Origin of the sequence: Methylocaldum sp. RMAD-M (assembly GCF_017832375.1) — a bacterium.
In the GTDB taxonomy this organism is placed as follows: domain Bacteria; phylum Pseudomonadota; class Gammaproteobacteria; order Methylococcales; family Methylococcaceae; genus Methylocaldum.
Genome location: NZ_JAFIBZ010000004.1, coordinates 155,522 through 179,306, shown reverse-complemented (window position 1 = coordinate 179,306; position 23,785 = coordinate 155,522). Strand labels below are relative to the sequence as shown.

19 protein-coding genes are annotated in these 23,785 nt (G+C 60.7%); 5 read left to right on the top strand and 14 right to left on the bottom strand.

From position 1 onward, the window contains the following. Positions 1-212: 212 nt before the first annotated feature. The 9 genes from JOD69_RS05935 to JOD69_RS05895 form a co-directional block, all read right to left on the bottom strand. Positions 213-1,580 carry an NAD(P)/FAD-dependent oxidoreductase gene (locus JOD69_RS05935; RefSeq protein WP_086133718.1) on the bottom strand — a complete coding sequence of 456 codons (1,368 nt, stop codon included), beginning with the start codon at positions 1,578-1,580 and terminating at the stop codon, positions 213-215. Continuing rightward, positions 1,570-2,841 carry a kynureninase gene (kynU, locus tag JOD69_RS05930; RefSeq protein WP_086133719.1) on the bottom strand — a complete coding sequence of 424 codons (1,272 nt, stop codon included), beginning with the start codon at positions 2,839-2,841 and terminating at the stop codon, positions 1,570-1,572. Before kynU ends, JOD69_RS05935 begins: the two co-directional genes overlap by 11 nt. Next, positions 2,838-3,656: a cyclase family protein gene (locus JOD69_RS05925; RefSeq protein ID WP_168183770.1), complete on the bottom strand. Its 819-nt coding sequence runs from the start codon at positions 3,654-3,656 to the stop codon at positions 2,838-2,840. The genes kynU and JOD69_RS05925 overlap by 4 nt, the downstream gene beginning before the upstream one ends. Next, positions 3,653-4,663 (bottom strand): amidohydrolase family protein, encoded by a 1,011-nt coding sequence (locus JOD69_RS05920; RefSeq protein WP_086133721.1) that lies wholly within the window; start codon positions 4,661-4,663, stop codon positions 3,653-3,655. Before JOD69_RS05920 ends, JOD69_RS05925 begins: the two co-directional genes overlap by 4 nt. Positions 4,664-4,697: 34 nt before the next feature. After that, positions 4,698-5,096: an endonuclease domain-containing protein gene (locus JOD69_RS05915; protein WP_086133722.1), complete on the bottom strand. Its 399-nt coding sequence runs from the start codon at positions 5,094-5,096 to the stop codon at positions 4,698-4,700. A 130-nt stretch (positions 5,097-5,226) separates the two neighbouring features. After that, positions 5,227-5,739 (bottom strand): 3-hydroxyanthranilate 3,4-dioxygenase, encoded by a 513-nt coding sequence (locus JOD69_RS05910; RefSeq protein WP_086133723.1) that lies wholly within the window; start codon positions 5,737-5,739, stop codon positions 5,227-5,229. 15 nt (positions 5,740-5,754) lie between these two features. Further along, positions 5,755-6,174 (bottom strand): RidA family protein, encoded by a 420-nt coding sequence (locus tag JOD69_RS05905; RefSeq protein ID WP_077730918.1) that lies wholly within the window; start codon positions 6,172-6,174, stop codon positions 5,755-5,757. A 5-nt stretch (positions 6,175-6,179) separates the two neighbouring features. Continuing rightward, a complete protein-coding gene (locus JOD69_RS05900) occupies positions 6,180-7,628 on the bottom strand; it encodes an aldehyde dehydrogenase (RefSeq protein ID WP_086133724.1) in 1,449 nt (482 codons plus the stop codon). 2 nt (positions 7,629-7,630) lie between these two features. Further along, the gene (locus tag JOD69_RS05895; protein WP_086133725.1) at positions 7,631-8,416 is read right to left on the bottom strand and encodes an SDR family oxidoreductase; all 786 of its coding nucleotides are present in this window, start codon (positions 8,414-8,416) and stop codon (positions 7,631-7,633) included. A gap of 333 nt (positions 8,417-8,749) precedes the next feature. Between JOD69_RS05895 and JOD69_RS05890 the strand changes: the two genes are divergently transcribed. The 3 genes from JOD69_RS05890 (at position 8,750) to JOD69_RS05880 (ending at position 14,819) form a co-directional block, all read left to right on the top strand. Continuing rightward, positions 8,750-11,659 carry an FAD-binding and (Fe-S)-binding domain-containing protein gene (locus JOD69_RS05890; RefSeq protein WP_086133726.1) on the top strand — a complete coding sequence of 970 codons (2,910 nt, stop codon included), beginning with the start codon at positions 8,750-8,752 and terminating at the stop codon, positions 11,657-11,659. 595 nt (positions 11,660-12,254) lie between these two features. Then, complete coding sequence (locus JOD69_RS05885) at positions 12,255-12,929, top strand: carbonic anhydrase (protein WP_086133727.1); 675 nt, start codon at positions 12,255-12,257, stop codon at positions 12,927-12,929. Positions 12,930-13,118: 189 nt separating this feature from the next. Next, complete coding sequence (locus JOD69_RS05880) at positions 13,119-14,819, top strand: SulP family inorganic anion transporter (RefSeq protein ID WP_086133728.1); 1,701 nt, start codon at positions 13,119-13,121, stop codon at positions 14,817-14,819. Between the two features lie 80 nt (positions 14,820-14,899). Here JOD69_RS05880 and JOD69_RS05875 read toward each other — a convergent pair whose 3' ends face one another. Continuing rightward, the gene (locus JOD69_RS05875) at positions 14,900-15,988 is read right to left on the bottom strand and encodes a saccharopine dehydrogenase C-terminal domain-containing protein (RefSeq protein ID WP_086133729.1); all 1,089 of its coding nucleotides are present in this window, start codon (positions 15,986-15,988) and stop codon (positions 14,900-14,902) included. Between the two features lie 15 nt (positions 15,989-16,003). Beyond that, positions 16,004-17,179 (bottom strand): hypothetical protein, encoded by a 1,176-nt coding sequence (locus JOD69_RS05870; RefSeq protein ID WP_086133730.1) that lies wholly within the window; start codon positions 17,177-17,179, stop codon positions 16,004-16,006. 341 nt (positions 17,180-17,520) lie between these two features. Between JOD69_RS05870 and JOD69_RS05865 the strand changes: the two genes are divergently transcribed. Beyond that, positions 17,521-19,092 carry an aldehyde dehydrogenase family protein gene (locus JOD69_RS05865; RefSeq protein WP_086133731.1) on the top strand — a complete coding sequence of 524 codons (1,572 nt, stop codon included), beginning with the start codon at positions 17,521-17,523 and terminating at the stop codon, positions 19,090-19,092. Positions 19,093-19,229: 137 nt separating this feature from the next. Here the strand turns inward: JOD69_RS05865 and JOD69_RS05860 are convergent, their stop codons facing one another. Continuing rightward, positions 19,230-20,051: a cyclase family protein gene (locus tag JOD69_RS05860; RefSeq protein ID WP_086133732.1), complete on the bottom strand. Its 822-nt coding sequence runs from the start codon at positions 20,049-20,051 to the stop codon at positions 19,230-19,232. Positions 20,052-20,405: 354 nt separating this feature from the next. On the opposite strand from JOD69_RS05860, the gene JOD69_RS05855 reads away from it, so the two are divergent. Continuing rightward, positions 20,406-21,641 (top strand): GNAT family N-acetyltransferase, encoded by a 1,236-nt coding sequence (locus JOD69_RS05855; RefSeq protein WP_168183771.1) that lies wholly within the window; start codon positions 20,406-20,408, stop codon positions 21,639-21,641. A 648-nt stretch (positions 21,642-22,289) separates the two neighbouring features. On the opposite strand, the gene JOD69_RS05850 is transcribed toward JOD69_RS05855, so the two are convergent. Continuing rightward, positions 22,290-22,727, bottom strand: a complete 438-nt coding sequence (locus JOD69_RS05850; protein WP_086134849.1) for a nucleoside deaminase — start codon at positions 22,725-22,727, stop codon at positions 22,290-22,292. A 155-nt stretch (positions 22,728-22,882) separates the two neighbouring features. Further along, positions 22,883-23,776 carry a methane monooxygenase/ammonia monooxygenase subunit C gene (locus tag JOD69_RS05845; RefSeq protein WP_240502553.1) on the bottom strand — a complete coding sequence of 298 codons (894 nt, stop codon included), beginning with the start codon at positions 23,774-23,776 and terminating at the stop codon, positions 22,883-22,885. Positions 23,777-23,785 lie beyond the last annotated feature (9 nt).

The following is a 23,785-nucleotide window of genomic DNA, read 5'->3' as shown; positions in this document are numbered from 1 at the left end:
ACTGCTCTTTCGGCGGTTGACGGAAACCGGAATGTCGTAGGGCGGGTTAGGCGCACGCCGGCATCCGCTGGCCGCTGATCACCATGCTTTCCGTGCGCCGTAACCCGCCGGACCAATGCTCGATGGTCGTGCCGCTCGCGTCGGTGGGTGGCCGCCAGCCTCGCTGGGTGATGTGCGGGTAGTGCGGGGCGCACCTGATGCCCCGCCCGCCATCAAGACCGCGATGGCATTGCGGCCAAGGGCTGCAAGCTTTCCGTGACGAGCCGGTCGGCCAGGTCGAGGTCTACGTCGTCTACCCGGTTTATGGATTCCGACAAACGCTCGATGATGCCGGCCTGGACGTCGCCGCGTTCTTTGGCGACGGCATAGGGAATGCGGTGAAACATGACCATGGCGTAGCGCGGGATGAATCTCGCCGGGTGGCGCTCTTCGAGCAGCCATTCGATGTGCTTCCGCAAGTGAAACTTGGGGTCACGGACGGAATCGCGCATCTCGATGTAGTTTTCCAGCGCCATGTCGGCGATGGCCTCGGCATTCGGCTTTCTCTGGGCCTCGAAGTTTCGGTAAAGGCTTTCGAAGTTATCGTGTTCATCGAGCAACCGGTCGAGAACGACGCAATCCTCGAAGGCGCAGTTCATCCCTTGCCCGTGAAAGGGAACCACCGCGTGGGCGGCATCGCCCAGAATCAGCGCCTGATCGCCGACATGCCAGGGAAAGCAGCGAATCGTGCCCAAGGTCCCGGTGGGATGGTTCAGAAAATCGTGAACCGGGTCGGACATCAGGGGAAGCACGTCGGGAAACTCGGTTTCGAAGAAATGCAGGATGGCGCCCTCGTCGCTGAGCGTCCGGAAACTCTCGAGGCCCGAATGGGGCAGGAACAAGGTGGCGGTAAAACTGCCGTCCCGATTGGGCAGGGCGATCAGCATGAAGCCGCCGCGCGGCCAGATGTGCAGGGCGTTCTTTTCCAGCCTGAAAGCGCCTTCGGGTCCTGGCGGGATGGCCAGCTCCTTGTAGCCGTGCGGCAGGTGCTCGTCTCGGCAGTCGATGCCTTTCTGTACGATCATGGCCTGGCGCACCGCGGAACCCGCGCCGTCGGTGCCGATCAGCGTATCGAAAGGCAGAATGCGCGGGTTATCGTCGTCTTCACGCCGGAGCAGCAGATGCCGGTTTTCGAAATCCATTCCTTCGCACTTTTCGCCGAAAAAAAGCTCGGCCCCGGCGGCTTCGGCCCCATCGAGCAGGATCTTGTTGAGCGCGGCCCTTTCCACCGAATAATGAACGGCGGATTCGTCCCTGCCATAGGGTTGATAGAGCAGTTTTCCGTCCCTGTCGTGGATCATGCGGCCGGGCATGGCGACCAGATGTTTTTCGATATTCCGGTATAGCCCGACTTCCTTCAGGGCATGGATGCCGCGGGTGGACAGCGAGAGGTTGATCGACCGCCCCGCCGGAATTTGGTGTTTGCGCATGTCCGGCAAGCGCTCGAAGACCCGGACGGAAAACCGCCGGCGGGCCAGGAACATGGCGAGGAGGCATCCGGCGAGCCCTCCGCCGATCAGGGTGATAACTTTAGTCCGCATGTTCGATCACTCCCTTGAGCCGCTCCACGAAATCGAAGATTTCGATGTAGCGGTTGTAAAACGGGACCGGCGCCACGCGGATCACGTCAGGCTCCCGCCAGTCGCAAACGATCCCGGAAGCGCTCAGCTTTTCGAACACCCGCTTGCCGTCCTTCAATCTGAGCGAAAGCTGGCAACCCCGTTCGGCGGGGGCGGGCGGCGTGAGGATGGCGATCTCGTCGTCGAACCGTTCCTTGAGCAGGCGTTCCAGATAACCGGTCAATGATTCCGACTTGGTCCGCAGCGCCGTCATTCCGGCTCGATCGAACAGATCCAGGGACGCAAGCAGGGGCGCCAGGGAGAGAACGGGCGGATTGCTGAGCTGCCAGCCTTCGGCCCCGGGCAAAGGACTGAACCTCGGCGGCATGACGAACCGGGTGGATTTGTCATGCCCCCACCAGCCGGCGAAGCGGGGAAGATCGAAGCGTTCGGCGTGCCGCTCGTGGACGAAACAGCCCGCGACGGCTCCGGGTCCCGCGTTCAGGTATTTGTAGGAACACCAAACGGCGAAATCCGCGTTCCAGTCGTGCAGTTTCAAGACCAGATTGCCGACGGCGTGGGCCAGGTCGAACCCGACCACGCAGCCTTTCCTGTGCCCCGCTCCGGCGATTTCGTCCATGGCAAAGGTTTGGCCCGTGTAGAACTGCACGCCCGGCCACAGGATCAGCGCGATGCCGTCTCCTTCCCGTTCGATGAGCTCTAATAGATCCTCCACACGAAGAATCGCTTCACCCGGACGGGATCTGGCTTCGATCAGCGACTCTTCCGGGTCGAAGCCGTGAAAGGCGATTTGGGAAGCCATGGTGTAGCGGTCCGACGGGAAAGCGTGTTCCTCGATCAGGATCTTATGGCGCTCCGGCGTCGGACGGTAAAAGCTCACCATCAGGAGATGAAGGTTGACCGTCAGGGAGTTCATCGCCGCCACTTCGACGGGCAGGGCTCCGACCAACCGGGACAGTTTCTCCGTCGCGAACTCGTGATAAGGCAGCCAGGGATGATCTCCCTCGAAGTGTCCCCGCACTCCCATCCGCGCCCATGCGGCCAGCACCTCCTCCACGTAGCGCCGCGCCGATTTCGGCTGAAGTCCCAGAGAATTGCCGCAAAAATAAATCTCTTCCGAGCCATCTTCCCGCTTCGGGATGTGAAAGTCGCTTCGGTACGAACCAAGAATATCCGCTCGGTCCAGCGCCTCGGCGAGAGATCGGTGCGCTTCGAACCTCATGGAACCTCCACGGGAAAGATCAGCGGCCGGCTGGGTGCCGCATCGCCGCGGAAAGGCGCGATTTGAAGATTGAGCAGGTAATAACCGTCCCGAATGTCGTCGCCCACGAAGATGAGTTCGGTAATCGTTCGAAAAGGCGCTTTGCAGCGATTCAAATCGTGGGCGTCGGGCGGCAGCTCCCAGAAAAGGCGGTGATTCGACAGCCTGCCCTCGTCTTCCATGCGGTCGACGGACGGCATATCCACCAAAAGATGCTTGACGCCGCGTCGGACGATTTCCGCCATCGCCTCATTGGAAAAATAAGGCGTCGCCAAGTACTGCCGTGTTCTCTTGGACGGTGAATTGGGCAGCGAGCGGATGACGAGCACTTGGTGAAAATCTTCGTCATCCAGCGTTCTTAACTTTTCGACTAGCGCCCTCCGGGTAATGAGCGCATCGCCTTCCGCTTTGCCGGGGATATAACTTTCCGGGCAATCCATGCCTTTTTCCGGCTTCACGGAAATCAGGGTGGCAGGAATCCAGGCATCCTTCAGAAATGCCGTTACCGATACGTCCTGATCCACGACATGGCCTACGCATTCGGTATGGGTGCCGTGGCAATGGGGGATGAAACGGTATTCCCTCACATTGCAGCTGCCGCCGCGCCGGGTGTCGCCGACGAACCAGGCGTTTTCCACCGTTTGCACTCCGGCGGGCGGTACCCCGAAGGCGCTGAGTCCTTCGACGCCGCCGTCGATGTGAACGGAAAGATCGAAGTATTTCGCCGAGTCGATACGGAAGATCCGTCGTCCGATATGGACATCGACGGCGGTCATGCGAAGGATTCCGCTGTGAGGCCGAGCCATTCCAGGGCGGTCCCGTGAAACAGCCGCTCCTTGGTCGATTGCGGCAGCTCCATCTCGGCTATCATCCTTCCGGGCCGGTTTTCGCCGAGCGGGAACGGATAGTCGGAGCCGAGGGCTATCGCGTTCTCGCCCAAGAGATCGATCAGGCAACTCAGGAGGCGCGGATCGTTAACGCATGAATCCACATAGAAGCGCCCCAGGTATTCGGCGGGCTCCACGGCATTGTCCACGGCGCAAAGATCGGGGCGCACCTCGAATCCGTGCTGAACACGGCCGAAAGTACCCGGGAACGCCCCGCCGCCGTGGGCAAACGCAACACGAAGCCGGGGAAATCGCTCGAAGACGCCGCCGAAAATCATCGAGCAGATGGCCAGGGCGGTTTCCGCGGGCATGCCGACCAGCCAGCTCAGCCAGTATTTCTTCATGCGCTCGTTGGCGAGAACGTCCCAAGGGTGGACGAAGAGGGCCGCTCCCAAATCTTCCGCCGCCTCGTAGACGGGAAAGAAAAGCGTCTCGTTCAGGTTGAAGCCGTTGACGTGGGTGCCAATTTCGACGCCCGCCAGTTTCAGATCGCGGACGCAACGCTCCAGCTCCCCGATTGCGAGTTCCGGCGCCTGCATGGGCAGGGTGCCCAGCCCGACGAAGCGCTTGGGAAACTCGGCGACAACGCTGGCGATGTGATCGTTCAGCAGTTTCGAAAGGTCGAGGGTATGCTCCGGTTTCGCCCAGTAAGAGAACATAACCGGCACGGTGGAAAGCACCTGAACCTGCACGCCGAATTCATCGTAGTCCTTGAGCCGGGTCCCGGCATCCCAGCAGTTGCTCCTGATTTCCCGGAAGCATTCGCCGTTCCTGAGCATGCGGGCGCAGCCCGGCCGGTGATGATCGAGCTGAATGAATCCGCCATACCCATACCGCTCCCGAAGATCGGGCCAGTTCTTCGGCAGGATGTGGGTATGGATGTCGATTTTGAGCATGTTTGTTTTCCATGTGCCTAATAATGAGCCGTTCTCAAGCCCCTTCCTTTTTACGAAGTACCGGTCTTTCTCCCTCTCCCTCCGGGAGAGGGATGGGGTGAGGGGATCGAACAACTATGGCAATCGGAATTGCCTCTAACACTGCCTCAAGATCGCCGAGCACTTCATGATTCCAAAACCGCAACACCCGATAACCCAAAGCCTGTAAGTATCGGGTTCGCTGATTGTCCTGTTCCTGTTGCTCGGAATGCTGTCCACCATCGAGTTCAATGATCAGCTTCGGTTCTAGGCTGAGGAAATCTGCGATGTAGGGGCCAATGGGTTGTTGCCGACGGAACTTGCAACCTTCCAGCTGGCGGTTTCTCAACCAGCTCCACAATAATTTCTCCGCGTTGGTCTGTTGTTTTCGTAGCGTTCGGGCCAGTTGTTTCATCGGAAGAAAACCTAGTTTCGATCCCCTCACCCTAATCCTCTCCCGGAGGGAGAGGGAACTGAGGGCCGAAGTAATGGGCACAGACTACCACCGGCCTTTGCCCATCCTACCGTGTGCCGCGAGTGTGTATTCAAGGCGCCTCCATCACCGTCCCGCACTTCTTGCACGTCCGGTTTTCCTCGCTGGAATAGAACCGCTCGAAAACCGGCGGCAAGTCCTTCTCGATGTTTTCGAGGTGGAAATATTCCTCGTAGAGCAAATTCGAACAGTTGTCGCAGTACCATAGGAGACCGTCGTTTTCCGCCGGTCCTCGCTTTCGCTCTATGACCAGCCCCACCGTGTCGGCGAAGCGCTGAGGGGAATGGGGGATGCGCGGCGGAAGCAGAAAGATATCGCCTTCCCGGATGCGGATGTCCTTGGGGTTTCCGTCCTCCATGATCTTGAGAACCATGTCGCCCTCGACCTGGTAGAAGAACTCCTCGCCTTCGTCGTAGTGATAATCCTTGCGGCGGTTGGGGCCGCCCACCGCCATGACGATGAATTCCGCGTCCTCGAACACCTGTTTGTTGCAGACCGGGGGCTTGAGCAGATGGCGGTGTTGGTCTATCCACTCGCGGAAGTTGAAAGGCTTGAGTTCTCTCACGGCGATTCTCCGTTCTCATTCGATGGTCGCGATGCACTTCAGCTCGATCGCGATCGGGGTCGGCAGCCGCGACACTTCGACGGTCGTCCGGCAGGGCTGATTGGTCCTGAAGTATTCCGCGTAGAGCCGGTTGTAGACCGGGAAATCCTTTTCCATATCGGTCAGGAAGACGGTGACGTCCACCAGCTTGTCCCAGTGGGAGCCCGCTTCCTCGAGGATCAGGCGGACGTTCTCGAAGACTGAGCGGCATTGCGCCTCGATTTCGTAGGCAACGATATTCCCGTCCTCGTCCAGCTCGACGCCCGGAATAATCTTGCTTCCGCGTCTTCTCGGCCCGACCCCTGACAGGAACAAGAGATTCCCCACCCGCCTGGCATGGGGATAGAGGCCTACGGGTTCCGGTGCTTTTTCCGAGTCGATACGCTGACCCGCCATACGCGCTATCCTCCGAGATAAACGCAGACGTTCTTGGCTTCGGTGAAAAACTTGAGCGCCTCGAAGCCGCCTTCCCGGCCCACGCCCGATTGCTTCATGCCGCCGAAAGGCGTCCGGAGGTCGCGGAGCAGCCAGCAGTTGATCCAGATCACCCCGGAATGGATCCGGTTCGCCAGGCGATGGCAGCGCTTGAGGCTTTCGCTCCAGACTGTGGCGGAAAGCCCGTACATCGTGCTGTTGGCATACTCGACCGCTTGGTCTTCGCCATCGAAAGGCATCAGGGTGACCACGGGGCCGAAGATTTCCTCCTGATTGACCCGGCAGTCCGGGGAGAGACCTTCGATGATGGTCGGCTCGACGAAGAATCCGTTTTCGCAGCGGCCCTCAAGACGCACCTGCCTGCCGCCGGTCAGGATCCGCCCGCCCTCGGTCTGCGCCAGATCGATGTAGGACAGCACCTTGCGGAGGTGGCTTTCCGAAATGAGCGCGCCGACGTCGCAGTCTCCGCTCAGTGGATCGGCCACGCGCAGCGCCTGGGTCCGTCGCAGGAATTCGTCCCTGAACGTTTCGTAGATCGGCCGTTCGACGAAGATCCGCGACCCCGACAGACAGATTTCGCCCTGATTGAAAAAGGACGAGCGGACCGTGGTGCTCACGGCGCGTTCGAAATCGCAATCGGCAAAGATGATGTTCGGATTCTTGCCGCCCAGTTCCAGAGAGAGCTTCTTGAACCGCGGGGCCGCGGTTTGGGCGATCCGGGCTCCGGTCTGAGTGCCGCCAGTGAAGGAGATGGCTTCGACGTTCGGATGCTCGACCAGGCGTTGCCCGGCCTTGGCGCCGGTGCCGTGGACGATGTTCAGAACCCCCGGCGGAAGCCCCGCTTCCCGGCAGATTTCCGAGAGATAAAACGCCGTCATCGGCGTCAGTTCCGAGGGCTTGGCCACGACCGTGTTTCCCGCCGCCAGCGCGGGCGCGACTTTCCAGGTAAAGAGATAAAGCGGGAGGTTCCACGGCGAAATACAGCCGACGACGCCGAGCGGCACGCGGAGCGTGTAATTCAGCGCTTGGCTTCCCATGGCATGGGATTCGGAGAAGAAATGCTGGATGGCTGAGCTGAAGAATTGGAAATTGGCGGCGGCTCTCGGGATGTCGACCTGGCGCGCCGCGCTCAGAGGCTTTCCGGCATCGACCGATTCGGCGCGGGCGAGCGCGTCCGCCTTGGCTTCGATGAGATCCGCGATCCGGCGCAGCAGCCTGGATCGCTCTTCCAGCGGAGCCTCGGCCCAGGCGGGAAACGCCGTCCTTGCGGCGGCTGCGGCGCGGTCGATATCGGCGGAATCGGAGTCCGGCACTTCCGAAAACAAACGGCCGGTGGCCGGTTCGATGTTTTCGAGATAGCGGCCGGAGACGGGCGGAACGAGTTCGCCGGCAATGTAATTCGCGATTCGTTGCATATTTACAAGCTCATCGTACGTCCCCCGTCGACGGGCAGGTTGATCCCGGTGATATACGAAGCCAAATCGGACGCGAGAAAGCCCGCCGCATAGGCAATTTCTTCGGGCTTTCCGAACCGTCCCAGGGGAATCGAGCGTTTAGTCTGTTCGACCACGTCATCGATGGATTTGTTCGAGCTTCGGGCTTTGGCCTCCATGATAGCCCGGAGCCTCGCCGTCTCGGTCGCTCCCGGAAGGATGTTGTTCACGGTGATGCCGAAGGGCGCGAGTTCGCCCGCCAAGGTCTTGGCCCAGTTGGCCATGGCGCCGCGCACCGCGTTGGAGACGCCGAGTCCCGGAATTGGCTGCTTGACCGAGGTCGAAACGATATTGATGATCCGGCCGAAGCTCTCGCTCCTCATGCCGGGGAGCAGGGCTTGGACCAGGATATGGCTGCAAATGAGGTGCTGGGTGAAGGCTCTAGTGAATTCCTCGATCCCGGCTTCATACAGAAGCCCGCCCGGCGGTCCGCCTGTGTTGTTGACCAGGATGTGAATGGGAAGAAGCGCCGGCAGGCGTTCTTCCAGGATCTGCTTCAAGCGATCAGGATGGCCGAAATCGGCCACCAAGTAGCCGTGCTTCTGCCGATGTGCGGAACTGAGCCCTCCACAGACGAGCTTCAACGCCGACTCGTTGCGGGCAAGGAGAACGACCTCGGCGCCTTGATCCGCGAAAAGCATGGCGATGGCCCGGCCGATCCCTTGACTGCTGCCGCACACCAGCGCCCTTTTACCATCCAGTAATCCCATCGAGATCGCTCCCATAGGTTTTCTGCAAACCTTACAACGAATGATCAGCGTGTGCCATAAACCCGTTTCGCCGGGTTGATCCATGTCGTAGGGTGGGTTAGGTGCGCCTACATACCGCCTGTACGCGGCCCACCGAGTCAGGCGCGCACCGTAACCCACCACACCGCGCGTTGGTGGGTTACGGCGCACGCAAAGCACAGTGATTGACATCGGAGTATGCTGGAGTGCGCCTAACCCACCCTACGAAATCCCGGTTTTCCGTCAGACCTCGACATGGAAGGCTCTAACCTCCGATTCTATCCCCGGTCTAAGCAGTTAACGAGCCCACCCGTCATGACATCCGAACCGCTATCAAAACTCTCGGTTTTAAGCCGAGCGCTCGAAGGGGAGCTTTTGACCGACCGGCTCTCGCGTCTGCTTTACGCCACGGACGCCTCGCCCCACCAGAAGATGCCTCTGGCCGTGGCGCGGCCCAAGCACCGGGACGATTGCGTGACGCTGATGAGATTCGCCGCGCAGGAACGGCTGCCGCTGATTCCCCGCGCAGCCGGAACCAGCCTGGCGGGGCAGTGCGTCGGTGAGGGCGTGGTGATCGACTTCACCCGCCACATGAACCGGATTCTCGCGATCGACCCCGTGCAGCGGCGGGCGCGGGTCCAGCCGGGCGTGATCCGCGACGATCTCAACGATGCGCTGAGCCCGTTCGGGCTGATGTTCGCCCCCGATCCCTCCACCTCCAACCGCTGCACGATCGGCGGCATGTTCGGCAACAACGCCTGGGGCAGCCATGCCTTGCGCTACGGCACGACCCGCGATCACGGTCTGTCCGTCGAGGCGGTCTTGAGCGACGGCAGCATCGCCCGGTTCGAATCACTTGGAGGCGAACAGCTTCGGGAAAAATTAGCGCTGGACAATCTGGAGGGGCGGATTTACCGCGCCGTGTATCAGGCGATCGACCGCCATCGGGCGCTGATTCTCGATCGCTTTCCCCGCCCCGACGGCATTCCCCGCAACGCGGGCTACCCCCTGGACGTGCTGGCGCGCGGGCAGCCTTGGGAATCTCGGGGGCCGCCTTTCAATCTGGCCCGATTGCTGTGCGGCAGCGAGGGAACCCTGGCTCTGGTCGGCGAAATCGAAGTCGGGCTCGTGCCGCTGCCTGCCCGGCGCCGCTTGGTCTGCGTCCAGTTCGACAGCCTGCCGCAAGCGCTTTCGGCGGTGGCCGTGACGCTGAACCATAAGCCGTCGGCATTGGAATTGGTGGACCGGCATATCCTGGAGCTCACCAAGACCAATCTGGAACAGCAACGTAACCGGTTCTGGATCGAAGGCGATCCGGCCGCCGTGCTGCTGATCGATTTCGTGAACGAAACCGGCGGTGAAGTCGACGCCACGGTCTCAAATCTGATGGCCGAATTGCGCTCGCGGAATTTGGGTTATGCCCGGAAAGTGCTCGATTCGCCGCTCCGGGAGCGGGCGCTGGCCCTGCGCGCGGCGGGATTGGGTCTGCTCATGGGCATGCCGGGCCCGGTCAAGGCCGTCACCGGCATCGAAGACACGGCAGTGTCAGTCAAGGATCTGCCCGCTTATGCCGAGGCGGTTTTCTCGGTCATGGCCCGCCATGGTGTAGATTGCGTCGTCTTCGGTCCGGCCGGATGGGGCGTGTTGCATTTCCGCCCCTTGCTCGATCTGCGCAGCCGGGAAGGCCGGCGTCTTTACGAGCGCATCGTCGAAGAAGTGTTCGAACGGGCGATCCGTTTCGGCGGGACGATCAGCGCCAAGCATGGCGACGGCCGCCTGAGATCGCCTTATTTGGAAGGTCTTTTGGGTGGGGAACTTTATGTGCTCCTGCACGGGATCAAGGCCGCCTTCGATCCTCACGATCTTTTGAACCCGCACAAGATTTTCGATCCTCCGCCGTTGGTTTCGGATCTGAGAGCCCATGAGAACGGGAAACCGGTTGCCGCCTACTTCGACTGGAGCCGCGAAGCGGGCTTAAGAATCGCCGCTTCGAAGTGCAACGGCGCCGGGGCCTGCCTGAAGAGCGCCGGGCGCGGCACGATGTGCCCCTCCTACATGGCGACACGGGAGGAAAAACACGGCACCCGAGGCCGCGCCAATGTCTTCCGGCAAGTCATGGACAGCCCCGAACCCTGGACGGCGATGGATCGCGAGCTCCTGCGGGAAGTCCTCGACCTTTGCCTCGCCTGCAAGGGCTGCAAATCGGAATGTCCGGCCAACGTGGACATGGCCCGCATGAAGGCGGAATTCCTGCAGCAGCACTACGACCGGGCCGGAGTGCCGTGGCGGGCGCGTATCGTGGGGAACTTCGACCGGCTCAGCCGGATCGCGAGCTTCGCGCCCGCCCTGTCCAACGCCGTGCTGGCGCGGCCATGGCTCAAATCCCGGCTGGGCTTTCATCCGGAGCGTCCCTTGCCGCCTCTCGCCGCCGCGCCTTTCAGCCTATGGCTGAAGCAGAGGCGTCCGGCCGAACCCGCCGGCCAGCAGGAAGAGGTCCTGCTGTTCAATGATCCCTTTACCGAATACTACGAACCCCAGTTGGCAATCGCAGCCTTGGAGGTCTTGGAACGGCTCGGGTTTCGCATGGCGGCAACGCCCTGTCTCGAATCCGGGCGGATACAGATCAGCCAAGGTCTTTTGAGCGCCGCCCGGAAACGGCTGAGCCGGGCCGTCGAGCGGCTGTATCCTTCCGCGGTGACCGGCCGCTGGATCATCGGGCTCGAACCTTCGGAAATCCTGACCTTCCGTGACGAAGCGGCGGATTTACTGGAGGGCGAGGAGCTCAGAAAAAAGGCGCGTATCGTGGCGGATCGCACCCTGACCTTCGAGGAATTCATCGTTCATGAGAGCGGTCGGCTCGGCAAAAATCCCTTCGGCGACGCGCTAGCGGGCAAGACACTGCTGGTGCACGGCCATTGCCATCAGAAGGCGCTAATCGGAATGCAGCCGCTTTTAAAGACGCTGTCCCTGATTCCCGGCGTCGAAGTTCGACCCATTCCCTCCGGCTGCTGCGGCATGGCGGGCGTTTTCGGGTACGAGGAGGAGCACTACGCCGTATCGCTGGACATTGCCGAACTGGTCCTGTTTCCCGCCATCCGTGAGGCTGGAACCGATGCGCTGATCGTTGCTCTCGGCACCAGCTGCCGCCGCCAAATCGCCGACGGGCTCGGGGTGCGGGCCTATCACCCTGTCGAGGTGATGCTTATGGCGATGGGATTGCCATGAAAATACAAGCTTGTGGGAGGGGCTCTCTCGACTGAGCTCAGCTCGTAGGACGCGTCGTGCCTCCGCATATCCTGTGGACCTAATTCATAGTGCCGAAATTTACTTTGGCCGGAGCTTCCCTTATTTCAAATCGCTTTCAATCAGGCATTCATTTTCGTAGGGTGGGTTAGGCGCACATCAGCACTGACCGACCGTCGATCACTGCGCTTCGCGTGCGCCGTAACCCACCGAACGGCCTCTGTCCTGAGCCAAGTCGAAGGGTCGGCGGGTTACGCGGAGCCTGTCCTGAGCTTGGGCCTGTCCTGAGCTTGTCGAAGGGCCTGTCCCGAGCTGAGACTAGGGGCCAACCCGCCATCGATGGGTTTCGCTTCGCTCTACCCATCCTACGATGAATGTTCACTCGAATGCCGAATGGAATTAGGAGTCGCAGCGGTTTTCCGGCACGGCTTCCAAAAGCGGTTGCTGAACCAAGAAGCCCGGTACGGTCAAAGAGATTAAACCACCGAATTTGTATCTGTGAGTCGGCGGGGCGGGTATCACTCTGAGCGGAATAAGACGTCCCTGCGCGTGTGCCCATGGTGAGGAAGGTAATCCCATGAAAGAACTGGTGGAAGGCTTTCACAGGTTTCAGCAGAGCCTCTCGAAATCAGAGAGAGAGTCATTCAAAAAGCTGGCGGGCGGGCAGAATCCACTTGCCCTTTTCATTACCTGCTCAGATTCGCGTATCGACCCGAACTGGATCACGCAGTCGAAACCGGGCAACCTGTTCATCCTGCGGAATGCGGGGAATATCATTCCTCCTTATGGGGCTAGCGGCGGCGGGGAAGCGGCCACCATCGAGTACGCCGTCGCCAATCTGGGAGTGAAGGAAATCATCGTTTGCGGCCATACCTATTGCGGGGCCATGCAGGCGCTGCTGAGCGGCCCGGAATGCGTGGCCGACCTCCCGGCCGCTCGCGCTTGGCTCGGCCATGCCGAGGCGACCCGCCGGATCACTCGGGAAAATTACGCTCATCTGGAAGGCAATTCCCTCTTGACGGCCGCCGTGCAAGAGAATGTTTTAGTTCAATTGGAAAACCTGCGTACGCACCCCGTGGTTGCCGCGGGACTCGTCCGAGGGACTATCAAGCTTTATGGCTGGGTTTACAAGATCGATAAGGCCGAAGTTTTCGCCTATGTCCCTGGACGCGGCCAGTTTCTCGCTCTGCCGGAGCACCCGTCCGCACCCATCCCCTCCGCCATGCAGCTTGCCGTCAAACGAATCATCTAATGCCTTGAAGCTCATATCGCTCGCCTGCAGCAGGATCGCCCGCCGGGCTTGCGGCTCGAGGAATCCGTTCTCGGGTGCGCCATTCCGTCCGCCTATACCGGAGATGTACACTTGCTAACAGATAGGCTGCAGGTAAGCAGCTGTCTCTAAGCTTATCGCCGCCTGAAATGTGGCAAGAGAGATCGAACCATGAAACCGCTGATCTACGGTCTTCACTTCAATAATCTTCGCGGCGACATCTACGGCGGCCTCGTTGCCACGGTCGTGGCCCTTCCTTTGGCGCTTGCCTTCGGCGTAACCTCCGGGGCAGGGGCCATCGCCGGACTCTATGGAGCCATCTTCGTGGGTTTTTTCGCCGCCTTGTTCGGCGGAACGCCCGCTCAGGTCTCCGGCCCCACGGGTCCGATGACCGTGGTCATGGCCGAAGTCCTCCTGCTCTATGTCCATCAACCCGCCCTCGCCTTCACTGTCGTGATGATGGGCGGCGTCATCCAGATTCTCATCGGCCTCCTCAAATGGGGGCGCTACATTCGGCTGGTCCCGTTTCCGGTGATTTCCGGCTTTATGAGCGGGATCGGCTGCATCATTCTCATTCTGCAAATTCCCGCCCTGCTGGGGCACTCCCCCAAACCGGAAGGGGTGCTGGCCACGCTGCGGGCGATCCCGGAGTTCTGGGACAGCCTCGATCCCCAGGCGGTCGGACTCACCCTCCTCTCACTGGGGATCGTGTCGCTGACCCCCGTCCGTATTGGCCAGTGGGTTCCGCCGCCGGTCCTGGCCCTGGTAATCGGCACGCTCACCGCCTATTTCTGGCTACCGGCCGCGCCGGTTATCGGCGAGGTGCCGGAAGGCTTTCCCACCCTCATCATCCCGACTTTTCAGGCCGATCTCTTGCTGGTGATGCTGGAATCGGCGGCGATCCTGGCCCTTTTGGGAACCATCGACAGCCTGCTAACCTCGCTGATTTGCGACAATCTCACCCGGACCCAGCACGATTCGAATCGGGAGTGTATCGGCCAGGGCATCGGCAATATAGTCGCCGGGTTCTTCGGCGGATTACCCGGAGCCGGGGCCACCATGCGCTCGGTGGTCAACATCCGCACCGGTGGACGCACGCCCCTTTCGGGCATGCTCCACGCAGTGTTCCTCCTGGCCATACTATTGGGGCTGGGCCCATTAGCCGAAAAGATCCCGCTTGCCGTACTCGCCGGCATCCTGCTCAAGGTGGGCATCGATATCATCGACTGGTGGTTCGTGCGGCATGTCGTTCATGCGCCACGGGCCGACGTGCTGATCATGCTGGTGGTGCTGGGCCTGACGGTATTCGTGGATCTCATCCAGGCGGTGGGCGTTGGCGTGGTACTGGCGAACCTCCTGTTCGTAAAGCGCATGGGGGAATTCGAAGAATCGAGGCTGCGCATCATCACCCACGAGGCTCCGGAACCGCCCCTGATCTCCGAGGAGGCGGCCATCCTGGCCCGCAACAACGGCCAGATCATACTTATCCATATCGATGGGCCCATGAGTTTCGGCTCGGCCAACAACATGGTCCGCCGCCTGGAGCGGGTACGGCAATTCAGCACCTTCAAGAGCGTGGTCCTGGACCTATCCGATGTACCTTTCATCGATACGTCGGCAGCCAAGGCGGTGGAAGACATGATCCGCATGACGCGGGAGCACAAACAACACCTCTTCTTCGTGGGTATGCAGCCGCAACTGGTCAAGGTATTGAGGGGTCTGGACGTGTTGAGCTTGATTCATCGGGACCATCACTACGCCAAACGCCTGGATGCCCTGCGCCATGCGGCTCTCATGGCGGGCTCCCGCCATCCGGAGGATAGACCGCTGTCACGTGGGGAAAAGGAAAACCTATCCTCCACTTCCTTATAACCGGATTACAGCGGTTTAGAGCCATGGGGTGCGTTGAGGGACGAAGCGCATCCTACACCCTCGCATCCAGGCGATTCACCTCATCGGTAATACCGCCCGAACCGGTTCTCCAAAAAATCCTCGAGCCGAAAGCTCTCCTGCGTCACGAAGCCTTGGTAGAGCTCGGTCCGGTTCAACACCTGATCGACGACTGCGCACACGGCGGCGGCGGTGGTCACCTGGATGGCCGACCACAGCTTCCCGTAGATCGTCTGCGGATAAATTTTCTTCACGTAGTTCTCTTCGTACAGTTCGCCGCGCTGCTTGCCGCTAACCGAGACATAAACCAGCACCACGTCCTGCACGGTCTTGGGGATGGCGTTTTCGAGGATGCGTTTGAGGGTTTCCCGATCTTTGTTGAGCTTGAGGTCCCGCATCAGGAAGTGAATCTTCTCGCAGTGGCCGGGATAGCGCAGGGTTTTGTAGTTCAGCGTCTTGACCCTGCCGCTGTAGGTATCGGCCAGGGTGCCGAGGCCGCCCGAGGTGTTGAAGGCTTCGTAGAGCAGCCCGTCGATTTCGATGGTTTCATAGCCTTCCAGCGGCATCAGGACGACTTCGTGGCCGTCCTCGAGCCCATAGCAGAAATTGCCGTATTCATTGATCAATCCGTCGGTGGACCAGGTAAGAGAGTATTTCAGGACGTTGCTGGGATGCACCGGCAGCGCGCCGACCCGCAGCTTCACGGTGTCCAGTTCGTCGAAATGTCCCATCAGATCGTTCGCCACGATGTTGATGAAACCGGGCGCCAGGCCGCATTGCGGAACGAAAGCGGTCTCCGCGCCTTGACTGAGGTTCTGGACGTAACGGGTAACGGTCACGTCCTCGGTCAGATCGAAATAATGCAGGCCCGATTCGATGGCGTACTCGGCCACCAGCGGGTTGCAGTAGTACGGCAGCGCAGAGATGATTGCTCCGAAAGGATAATCCGACAGGCAATGTCGGAGCCCGCTGCCGTGGATCGCATCCACGGCGAGGGTCGTCAGGTTTTGCCGATCGATGTCCTCGGCAGCCCGCTTCAGGGCGTTTTCATCGTGATCGACCAGATGAACGGTATAGTCGCCCGCTCGGGAAAGCAGGCCGGCAATCAGGGAACCGATGGTGCCGGCGCCCAGGACGCAGACGTTCCGCATGACATGGTCTCCTCGCTAGGCGGCGGTCTGGACCGAGGTACGAATGACATGGGCCGCCTGTTCCGGCAGGAAATAGTTGTAGATCGGGGCGGAATGAAGCGGATTGTCCCGCTCGTAAGGAATGTCGTACAGCGCGAAGAATCGCTCGGCCAGTTCCGGGCTCGTTTCCCGGCGCGACAGAAGTTCGAGGAGCTTGGCGTTTTCGATGACGGTTTCCAGCTCCGCACCGTGAGTCCTCAAGACCTCCCGAATCCGTTCCGGAACTTCCCGGTTCCGCTCGGGCCGGGTGAATACCTGTAGCAGCAGCCGATCGGTGTAGTCACCCGTCGGGGTCATGATGGCTATGCCTTCCGCCTCCATGGTATGCATCAGCTTCGACAAACCGACCGCGACGCGCCGGCCTTCCTCGAACCGCGTGGCCCGGATCGCCAGATGATGGGCGGTGTAGCCGTAAACGTGATTCCAATGCTGGATGATCTGGGTGGGATTATCGGCATCCGACTGATCGATGAACAGCCGCAGCACCTGGCCGTTTTCCAGGATTTTGTAGAGCAGGTAGGCGTTCCAGCCGTCCTCGAACTGATAGAAATCTTCGCCTTCGACTTGCGAGGGCACATAGCCGTGATGGCGGCGCAGGTTTTCCACGACCCGTTCGGCATCCCTGTGGGCCGACGAGCCGCAGCGGATCGCGAGATGATCGAAATGGACGGTCCAGCCCAGGCGCGGCGCGATCTTCAGCAAGGTCAGATCGGCCTGGCTGTACAGCAGCGATTCGATGGCCTTGACCGCCACGTAGACATCGAGCCGGCCGACCCAGTCGCCGATCAGCTTCGCCTCGGCATCGGTCAGAAAACGCCGGGCACGGGCCAGCACGCCGTCGAGAAACTCGCGGGCATAAGGGTCCACGTGTTCCAAGGCTTCCGGCAGATCCTCTTCGAACGGTTTCGACTGCCGAGCTTCCCGATAAGCCGTCAGCAGTTCATCTACGGATCTGATTCCGTGAAAATAATGGCCGGCGGTCATCGGCTGGGGTTCCGCTTCGAAAGGCGTGAGATCGATGCCGGCCATCCGGCCGTCGGGGCGCGGCACCAGCAGCTTGGCGGGACGATCGGGATGGGCGCGAAGGGTGGTGGGACCCGCAAGCACCTCGCGGACCAGGCTGTGGGCAAAGTCATCATGTGGGCTGGACATTGCAAGACCTCTCTGCCTCTGTGAAAAGCGTACGATAGGGCGGGATTAAGGCAAACCCTAGTCCCAAACCGTTCTCCCAAAAGGAAGGTCGCGACTTAGCGACTATTGGCGATTGGGAAAGGGTCCCCGATCTACTCGGGGCGATTGACAGATTTCGTAGGTCGGCAATCCCTTGCCGACGAACCCGCTTGTCGACCCCGGTGTCGGCAAGGGATTGCCGACCTACGATAGATTAGACAGCCGAAGTCTCGGAAGGTTGATGATCTCGGCTATCCGAACCTCTCCCTGCCGCCCCGAATCTAACTGGCACAAGGCTCTATGCCTCAAACCGGAAAACGCCTATGCACACTCACGACAACGCCTTCAAGGATCGACTGTTCGAGACTTTGCATCTTCTGGACGTCAACGTCGGCAGCTATTCCGCCTACGAAGGATGGCTGGAGGCTCGCGATGCTCCGCGGCTAAGCTCCTGCAATCCGGCTACCGGCGAGATTATCGCCGAGGTCACGCTGTGCTCGGAAGCGCAGTACGAAACCGTGCTGGAAGAGGCCCGGAAAGCCTTCGAGGAATGGCGCCTGGTCCCGGCACCCGAACGCGGCGAGCTGGTCCGCCGGATCGGCGATGCCTTGCGCGAACACAAGGATGCCTTGGGCAGCCTGGTGGCGCTCGAAACGGGAAAGATCAAGGCGGAAGGGGATGGCGAGGTGCAGGAGATGATCGACATGGCCGACTATGCCGTCGGGCTGTCGCGCATGTTGTACGGGATCACGATGCCTTCCGAGCGCCCCGAACACCGGCTCTACGAGCAATGGCATCCCTTGGGGCCGATAGGCGTCATCACGGGCTTCAATTTCCCGGTGGCGGTTTGGTCCTGGAATGCGTTCGTCGCGGCGGTGTGCGGCGATACCGTGGTCTGGAAGCCATCCCCCAAGACGCCTCTTTGCGCCATGGCGGTCCAGCACCTGTGCGACCGAGCCGTGGCGGAGATGGGGTATCCGGGTATCTTTTCCACCTTCTTGCCGGAAAATCCGGAATTGCTGGACCGTTTCGTCCGCGATGCGCGGCTGCCCTTGATCTCCTTCACCGGTTCCACGGCCGTGGGCCGCCAGGTGGCGGTGAAAGTCGCCGAACGCTTGGGGCGGAGCCTTCTGGAGCTGTCCGGCAACAATGCCGTCATCGTCGACGAGACCGCCGACCTGAACCTCGCGCTCCAGGCCATCGTGTTCGGTGCCGCGGGAACGGCCGGCCAGCGCTGCACCAGCATTCGGCGGCTGATCGTCCACGAGGATGTCCATGACGAACTGGTCGACAGGCTGATCCGGGCTTACGGCCAAGTGCGGATCGGCGATCCCCTGGACCCTTCGACCCTCATGGGGCCCCTCATCGATCCCTCAGCCGTCGAGGCGTACCGTAACGCCGTGGACGCAGCACGGCGCCAAGGCGGCGAGGTGCTCTACGGCGGTCGGGTGCTCAAGCGGCCCGGCTGTTTCGTCGAGCCGACCTTGATCCGGGCGGAAAACCATTGGGACATCGTGCAACGCGAAACCTTCGCGCCTATCGTCTACGTGATGACGTTCCGCCGTCTGGAAGAGGCGATCGCCCTGCAGAACAGCGCATCGCAAGGACTGTCCTCGTCGCTGTTCACCCTGAATCTCAGATCGGCCGAGCGGTTCTTGTCGGCTTCGGGCAGCGACTGCGGTATCGCCAATGTCAACGTCGGCACGTCGGGCGCCGAAATTGGCGGAGCCTTCGGCGGCGAGAAAGATACCGGAGGCGGTCGCGAAGCGGGTTCCGATGCCTGGAAGATGTACATGCGGCGGCAGACCAATACCATCAATTGGGGAGAGGCTCTCCCGCTGGCGCAGGGGATATCGTTTTTCGCAGCGGATGCCGGGCAGGACCGGAAGTCGTGAACCGGGAAACGACAGGTCGTAGGTCGGCAATCCTTTGCCGACCAAGCCCGTTGTCGACCCGGTGCGTCGGCAAAGGATTGCCGACCTACTTCACTTTAGCCCGCTCCCACAAGCCGTAAATTAGTCCCGCAACCGCCTTATCGATTCTTTCCAGGCACCCACGCGATAATCCGGAGAGGCGCGCCGCTGCCGCCCTCGATCTTCATCGGCAGGGCCACCACCATGGCGCCCGTCGTGGGCAGTTCGCCGAGCCGGGCGACGTTTTCGAAAATCGGAATGCGCTTTTCCGAGAGAATTCTATGGGCCTCGAAATGCGATGACTGCCCATAGTCGATGCTCGCCGTATCCAATCCGACGGCTTTGATGCGGCGCCGTTCGGCCAACCAGCGCGCGGCTTCGGGGGCCAGGCCGGGAAAGTGGAGTTTCGCCACCGCCGCCTCGCCCCGCTCGGCGGTACCCAAATACTTGACCGGGTCCGGCCAAAACCGGCCATAGCCCGTATGCAGCAATACGATCGCCTCTTCGGGTATCGGTCCGTGGCTCTTTTCCCAAGCGGCAAAATCGTCTTGGCCCACCCTGTAATCGGGATTTTTCGCGGCATTGGACGATACGTCGATCACGACGGCTGGACCGATCAGCCGGTCGAGCGGAATCCGGTCGACCGCGAGACCGTGAGCGGAAAAATGATTCGAGGCATCCAGATGAGTGCCGCCATGTTCCGCCGCTTGGAACTGATAGGCCTCGTAATGAAAGCCCTTTTCGGTCGTCCCGACAAACACCGGTTCCAGACGGAAGGGCGTCGCAGTGGGCCAGTACACGGTCTCGGCAGAAAAAGAATGGGTGAGGTCCACCCACCGGCCGGACGACCCCAAATCCGGCTGCGAAGCGCAACCCGCCAGCGCGGCCAGCAGAGCCGCCGGCACGCTCGGTTTAAATCGGGATCGAACGGTAACACGCATGGCTCGGCACCTCGATGATCGTTTCGGATCGCCTCTTGACGACATTTTGTCCAAATCCCATTATTTCACGATCAGGGACGCCAAGGCTTCTACACTGACGTTCTTTACGTTTTCTGCGAAGGGATTCCATGAACGAGTCATCACGCATTTCCGGCCCCGAGCCGATCCTGTCGAACCGAGAGCAAACAAGATTCCTCTCTCCTCCCGACGATGTGATCAGGTTTCCAATCGAGCCCGATAGGGTTCGAGAGCGCTCCACTCCTCCAAACATGAAAGGACTGCGCAAACCCTTGTCCCGCGCGGGACGCTCGGAGGCGGGTATTGAAACGGCACTCGACGGGCAGGAATGACTGGTTGAACCGAACTGCCCGAGCCGCGCGCGGCGTCTCTCGGCCGAGTATATTTCCGTTCGGGGATGCGCGCCTAGGTTCGGTCACCGTCATCGACACGATCGAAGGCATCGAACACCATCGCGAGGCTCTCGAAGACCTGGCGGAAAAAGCGGCGCACCCCAATCCTTTCTACGAACCGTGGTATTTTCTGCCGCTGCTCAAGATCTCGAAAAGCAAGCGACGCCTGCGTTTTCTGCTCGTTCACGGGACCGACGACAGCGGTTCGGAAGCGCCCGAAACGCTGATCGGATTCTTTCCGTTCGAGCAGACACTGCTTCACCCGCTGTGCCCGGTTCGCTGTCTGCGTCCGTGGCAGGACGCCTATCGTTGGACGCTGCGCCGCACGCCGCTGCTCCGCTACGGGGCGGTCGGCAACAGCCTGGCGGCATTGGGCCGATGGCTGCTCGCCCGGCAGCACCCGCCGACTATCATCCTGTTCAAGGACCTGCCCGGCGACAGCGAGATCCTCCGCGCGGCCGAGTGCTGGCTTACCGAGGACCATCGATTGTGCCATGTACATGATGTCCGCGAATCGCACCTGTACCGCCGCCAAACGGATGCCGAGACCTATTTCGCACGCGTACTGTCGGGCAAACGGCGCCGACATCTCAGGCGCTTGCGCCGCCTGCTCGAGGATCTAGGACCGGTACGGGTCGCCGATCTCGACAGATCCGACGACGTCGACCGTCTTTTCGACGAATTCATCTCCCTGGAATTCAGCCAATGGAAGGGAAAGATCGGCACCTCCATGGCATCCATGCCCGATGGCGCTGCGATCGCCAAGGACATTCTCAAAGAGGCGCACCGCCGTAAGCGCCTCTCGCTGCTTACTTTGCGGGTCGGCGACAGGCTGGTCGCGGCGCGCAGCGCCTTCCTCGCGCCTCCGGGATGCTTCGGGTTCAAGATGGCCTACGACGAGAGTCCGCCCTATGCCCGATGCGGTCCGGGTTTTCTGCTGGATTTGGAGGGCATTCACCGCCTCCATGACGATGCGGACCTCCTAGGCACCGGAATCGAATGGCTGGACAGCTGCGCCGTCAAGACGGCCGCGCTGCCGCTGAGCATGAGGACGGAAGCCTTGCTGCTCCACCGCTACATGGTGACTGCGCGCGGCGGTATCGGCGAGGTCGTGACGCGCCGGTTTCCCAAGGTCATGCAGGCGCTTCCATGGAGAATACGCCGGCTGTCCGCGTTTTAGAGCGTTTTCATCTCGCTCTACGGCAAAACAGGCCTGGCCGGAGTCGTTGGCGCCTTCGGCCAGGGTAGATCGACTCAAGCTTTCGTAGGTCGGCAATCCTTTGCCGACGAACCCGCTGGCCCAACTGCACCGTCGGGAAGGGCGGCTTCGGCGTCGGGAAGGGATTCCCGACCTACGCAGAATGCCCGTACAGTAGGTATAAAAATGCTCTAGCGGTTGTCGGCAAGGGAGTATCGACCTACAACCCGTAAGGGGCGGGGCTCCATCCTGACAGACACAGTTTGTCGGCAATGGATTGCCGACCTACGACTCACGAGGGGCGTTGCCCCGTAGCGCGATCACCCTATTAATCAGGCCCGTAAATACCCTCCTGGTATTTCGGGCCGCCGCCCAGGCCGGTACACGCCCGGCCTGGGCTCACGCGGCTTGTCGCCGCGCCGGGGCATCCTTGCCCCGGATTAACCCGGCCTATATTTATAGGCCGGGTTAATAGTCAGGCCCGTAAATACCCTCCTGGTATTTCGGGCCGCCGCCCAGGCCGGTACACGCTTAGGCCTTAGCTCACTCGCTTGTCGCCGCGCTAAGGAAACCCTGCCCCGGATTAACCCGGCCTATATTCATAGGCCGGGTTAATAGTTTGAGCTCGTTTTAGACACCGATATCTTCTCCCCACAGCTCGGGGTGAGTCTCGATGAAGCGCGACATGAGGCGAATACAGTCGGGGTCGTTGCGTACCTCGACGGAAATGCCGCGCGACCGCAGCAGTTCCTCTTCACCGAGGAACGTCCGGTTCTCGCCGATCACGACCCTGGGAATTTGGTACAGCAAAATCGCTCCCGTGCACATGGCGCAGGGCGATAGCGTCGTATAAAGCGTGCTCTCGCGATAAACCGATGCGGGCTGACGTCCGGCATTCGCCAAGGCGTCCATTTCCGCATGCAGAATGGGGCTCCCCTGCTGTACGCGCCGGTTGTGGCCGCGACCGATGATGCGATCCCGATGCATCAGCACCGATCCGATCGGTATTCCCCCGGTCTGCAATCCCTTCTCGGCTTCTTCGAACGCAGCCTGCATGAATGTATCCATGCCCTTTGCTCCATCGGTCGATGATAAAGAGTCGGTGCTAAAGCAATTCTTGCCACGGTCGGTCTTGAGCCGAGACCGGACGACGGCGATGTCGCAATGATTCTCGATGTCGGCCCCCAAGGCAACCACTTTCACGCCGCCGTGATCTCGCGCTTTCAGCCGTTCGGCGTTGGTCGCGAATCCGGCTCGGGCGATAAGTCTTTTTTGATCAGATACAAAATGCTGGCAAAAACCTGCAGCAATACGCCGCCGATCGACAGCGCGAACCAGGCGAAAACGACGAAGCCGTAGTGCAGGGGCGCTACGAACACTTCTTCCATGAACCAGAAGGTGTGACCCCATTCGTTGTAACCGACGTTCGGCAAAAGCGTGAACGGGCCGACCACGGAAAACAGGTAGGGCACGGAAAATCCCTTGGCGAAGTATGGCAGGCGCGTCTTCGCGTACAGAAAGGCACCCCAGCCCGTAATGATGTAAACGGGGTAGCTCATGTAGAACACGATGATGTGATTGGGGGTAAAGTCGGTGTCGCGCACGACCGTTTGATGCCAGGTCGCATCCTGCTCCGTGAAGAAGCTGGTTCCCCAATAGAAAGCCCACGCATAAGCGGCCAGCCAGATCAGGTGGGTCATGTTCCGGCGCAGCTCCTCGCGCGGGGTCAATGTCACGACATCGCGATCACGCGTTTTCCATAACAGTTCGCGCAAGGCTTCGCCTTTCGCTCTGGACAGCGCTGTCTCGGTGTCGATGAAGTGCGCCCAGTACCTCTCCAAATTGCGATCCCGGCTCCGCCATAGCCAGCCCCAAAGAAGAGCGGCCACGATCGTTTCCACCAAGATTTCGGCGTAAAAGAGATTCATCCAGTAGGTCTCGAACTCCGGCGCAAAGGCGTCGAGCCCGGTCGACCACGCGTAAGTCCCCTCATACCAGCGAGCCGTCAGGTAGAGCGCCGCATAGCTCGCCAGTACCAGCACCAGACGCTTCAGACTGAACAAGGGCGGTTCTTTCGCGGCAATATCCGAAGCTCCGGTCCGAATCGGCGTGGACACAAGCCACCT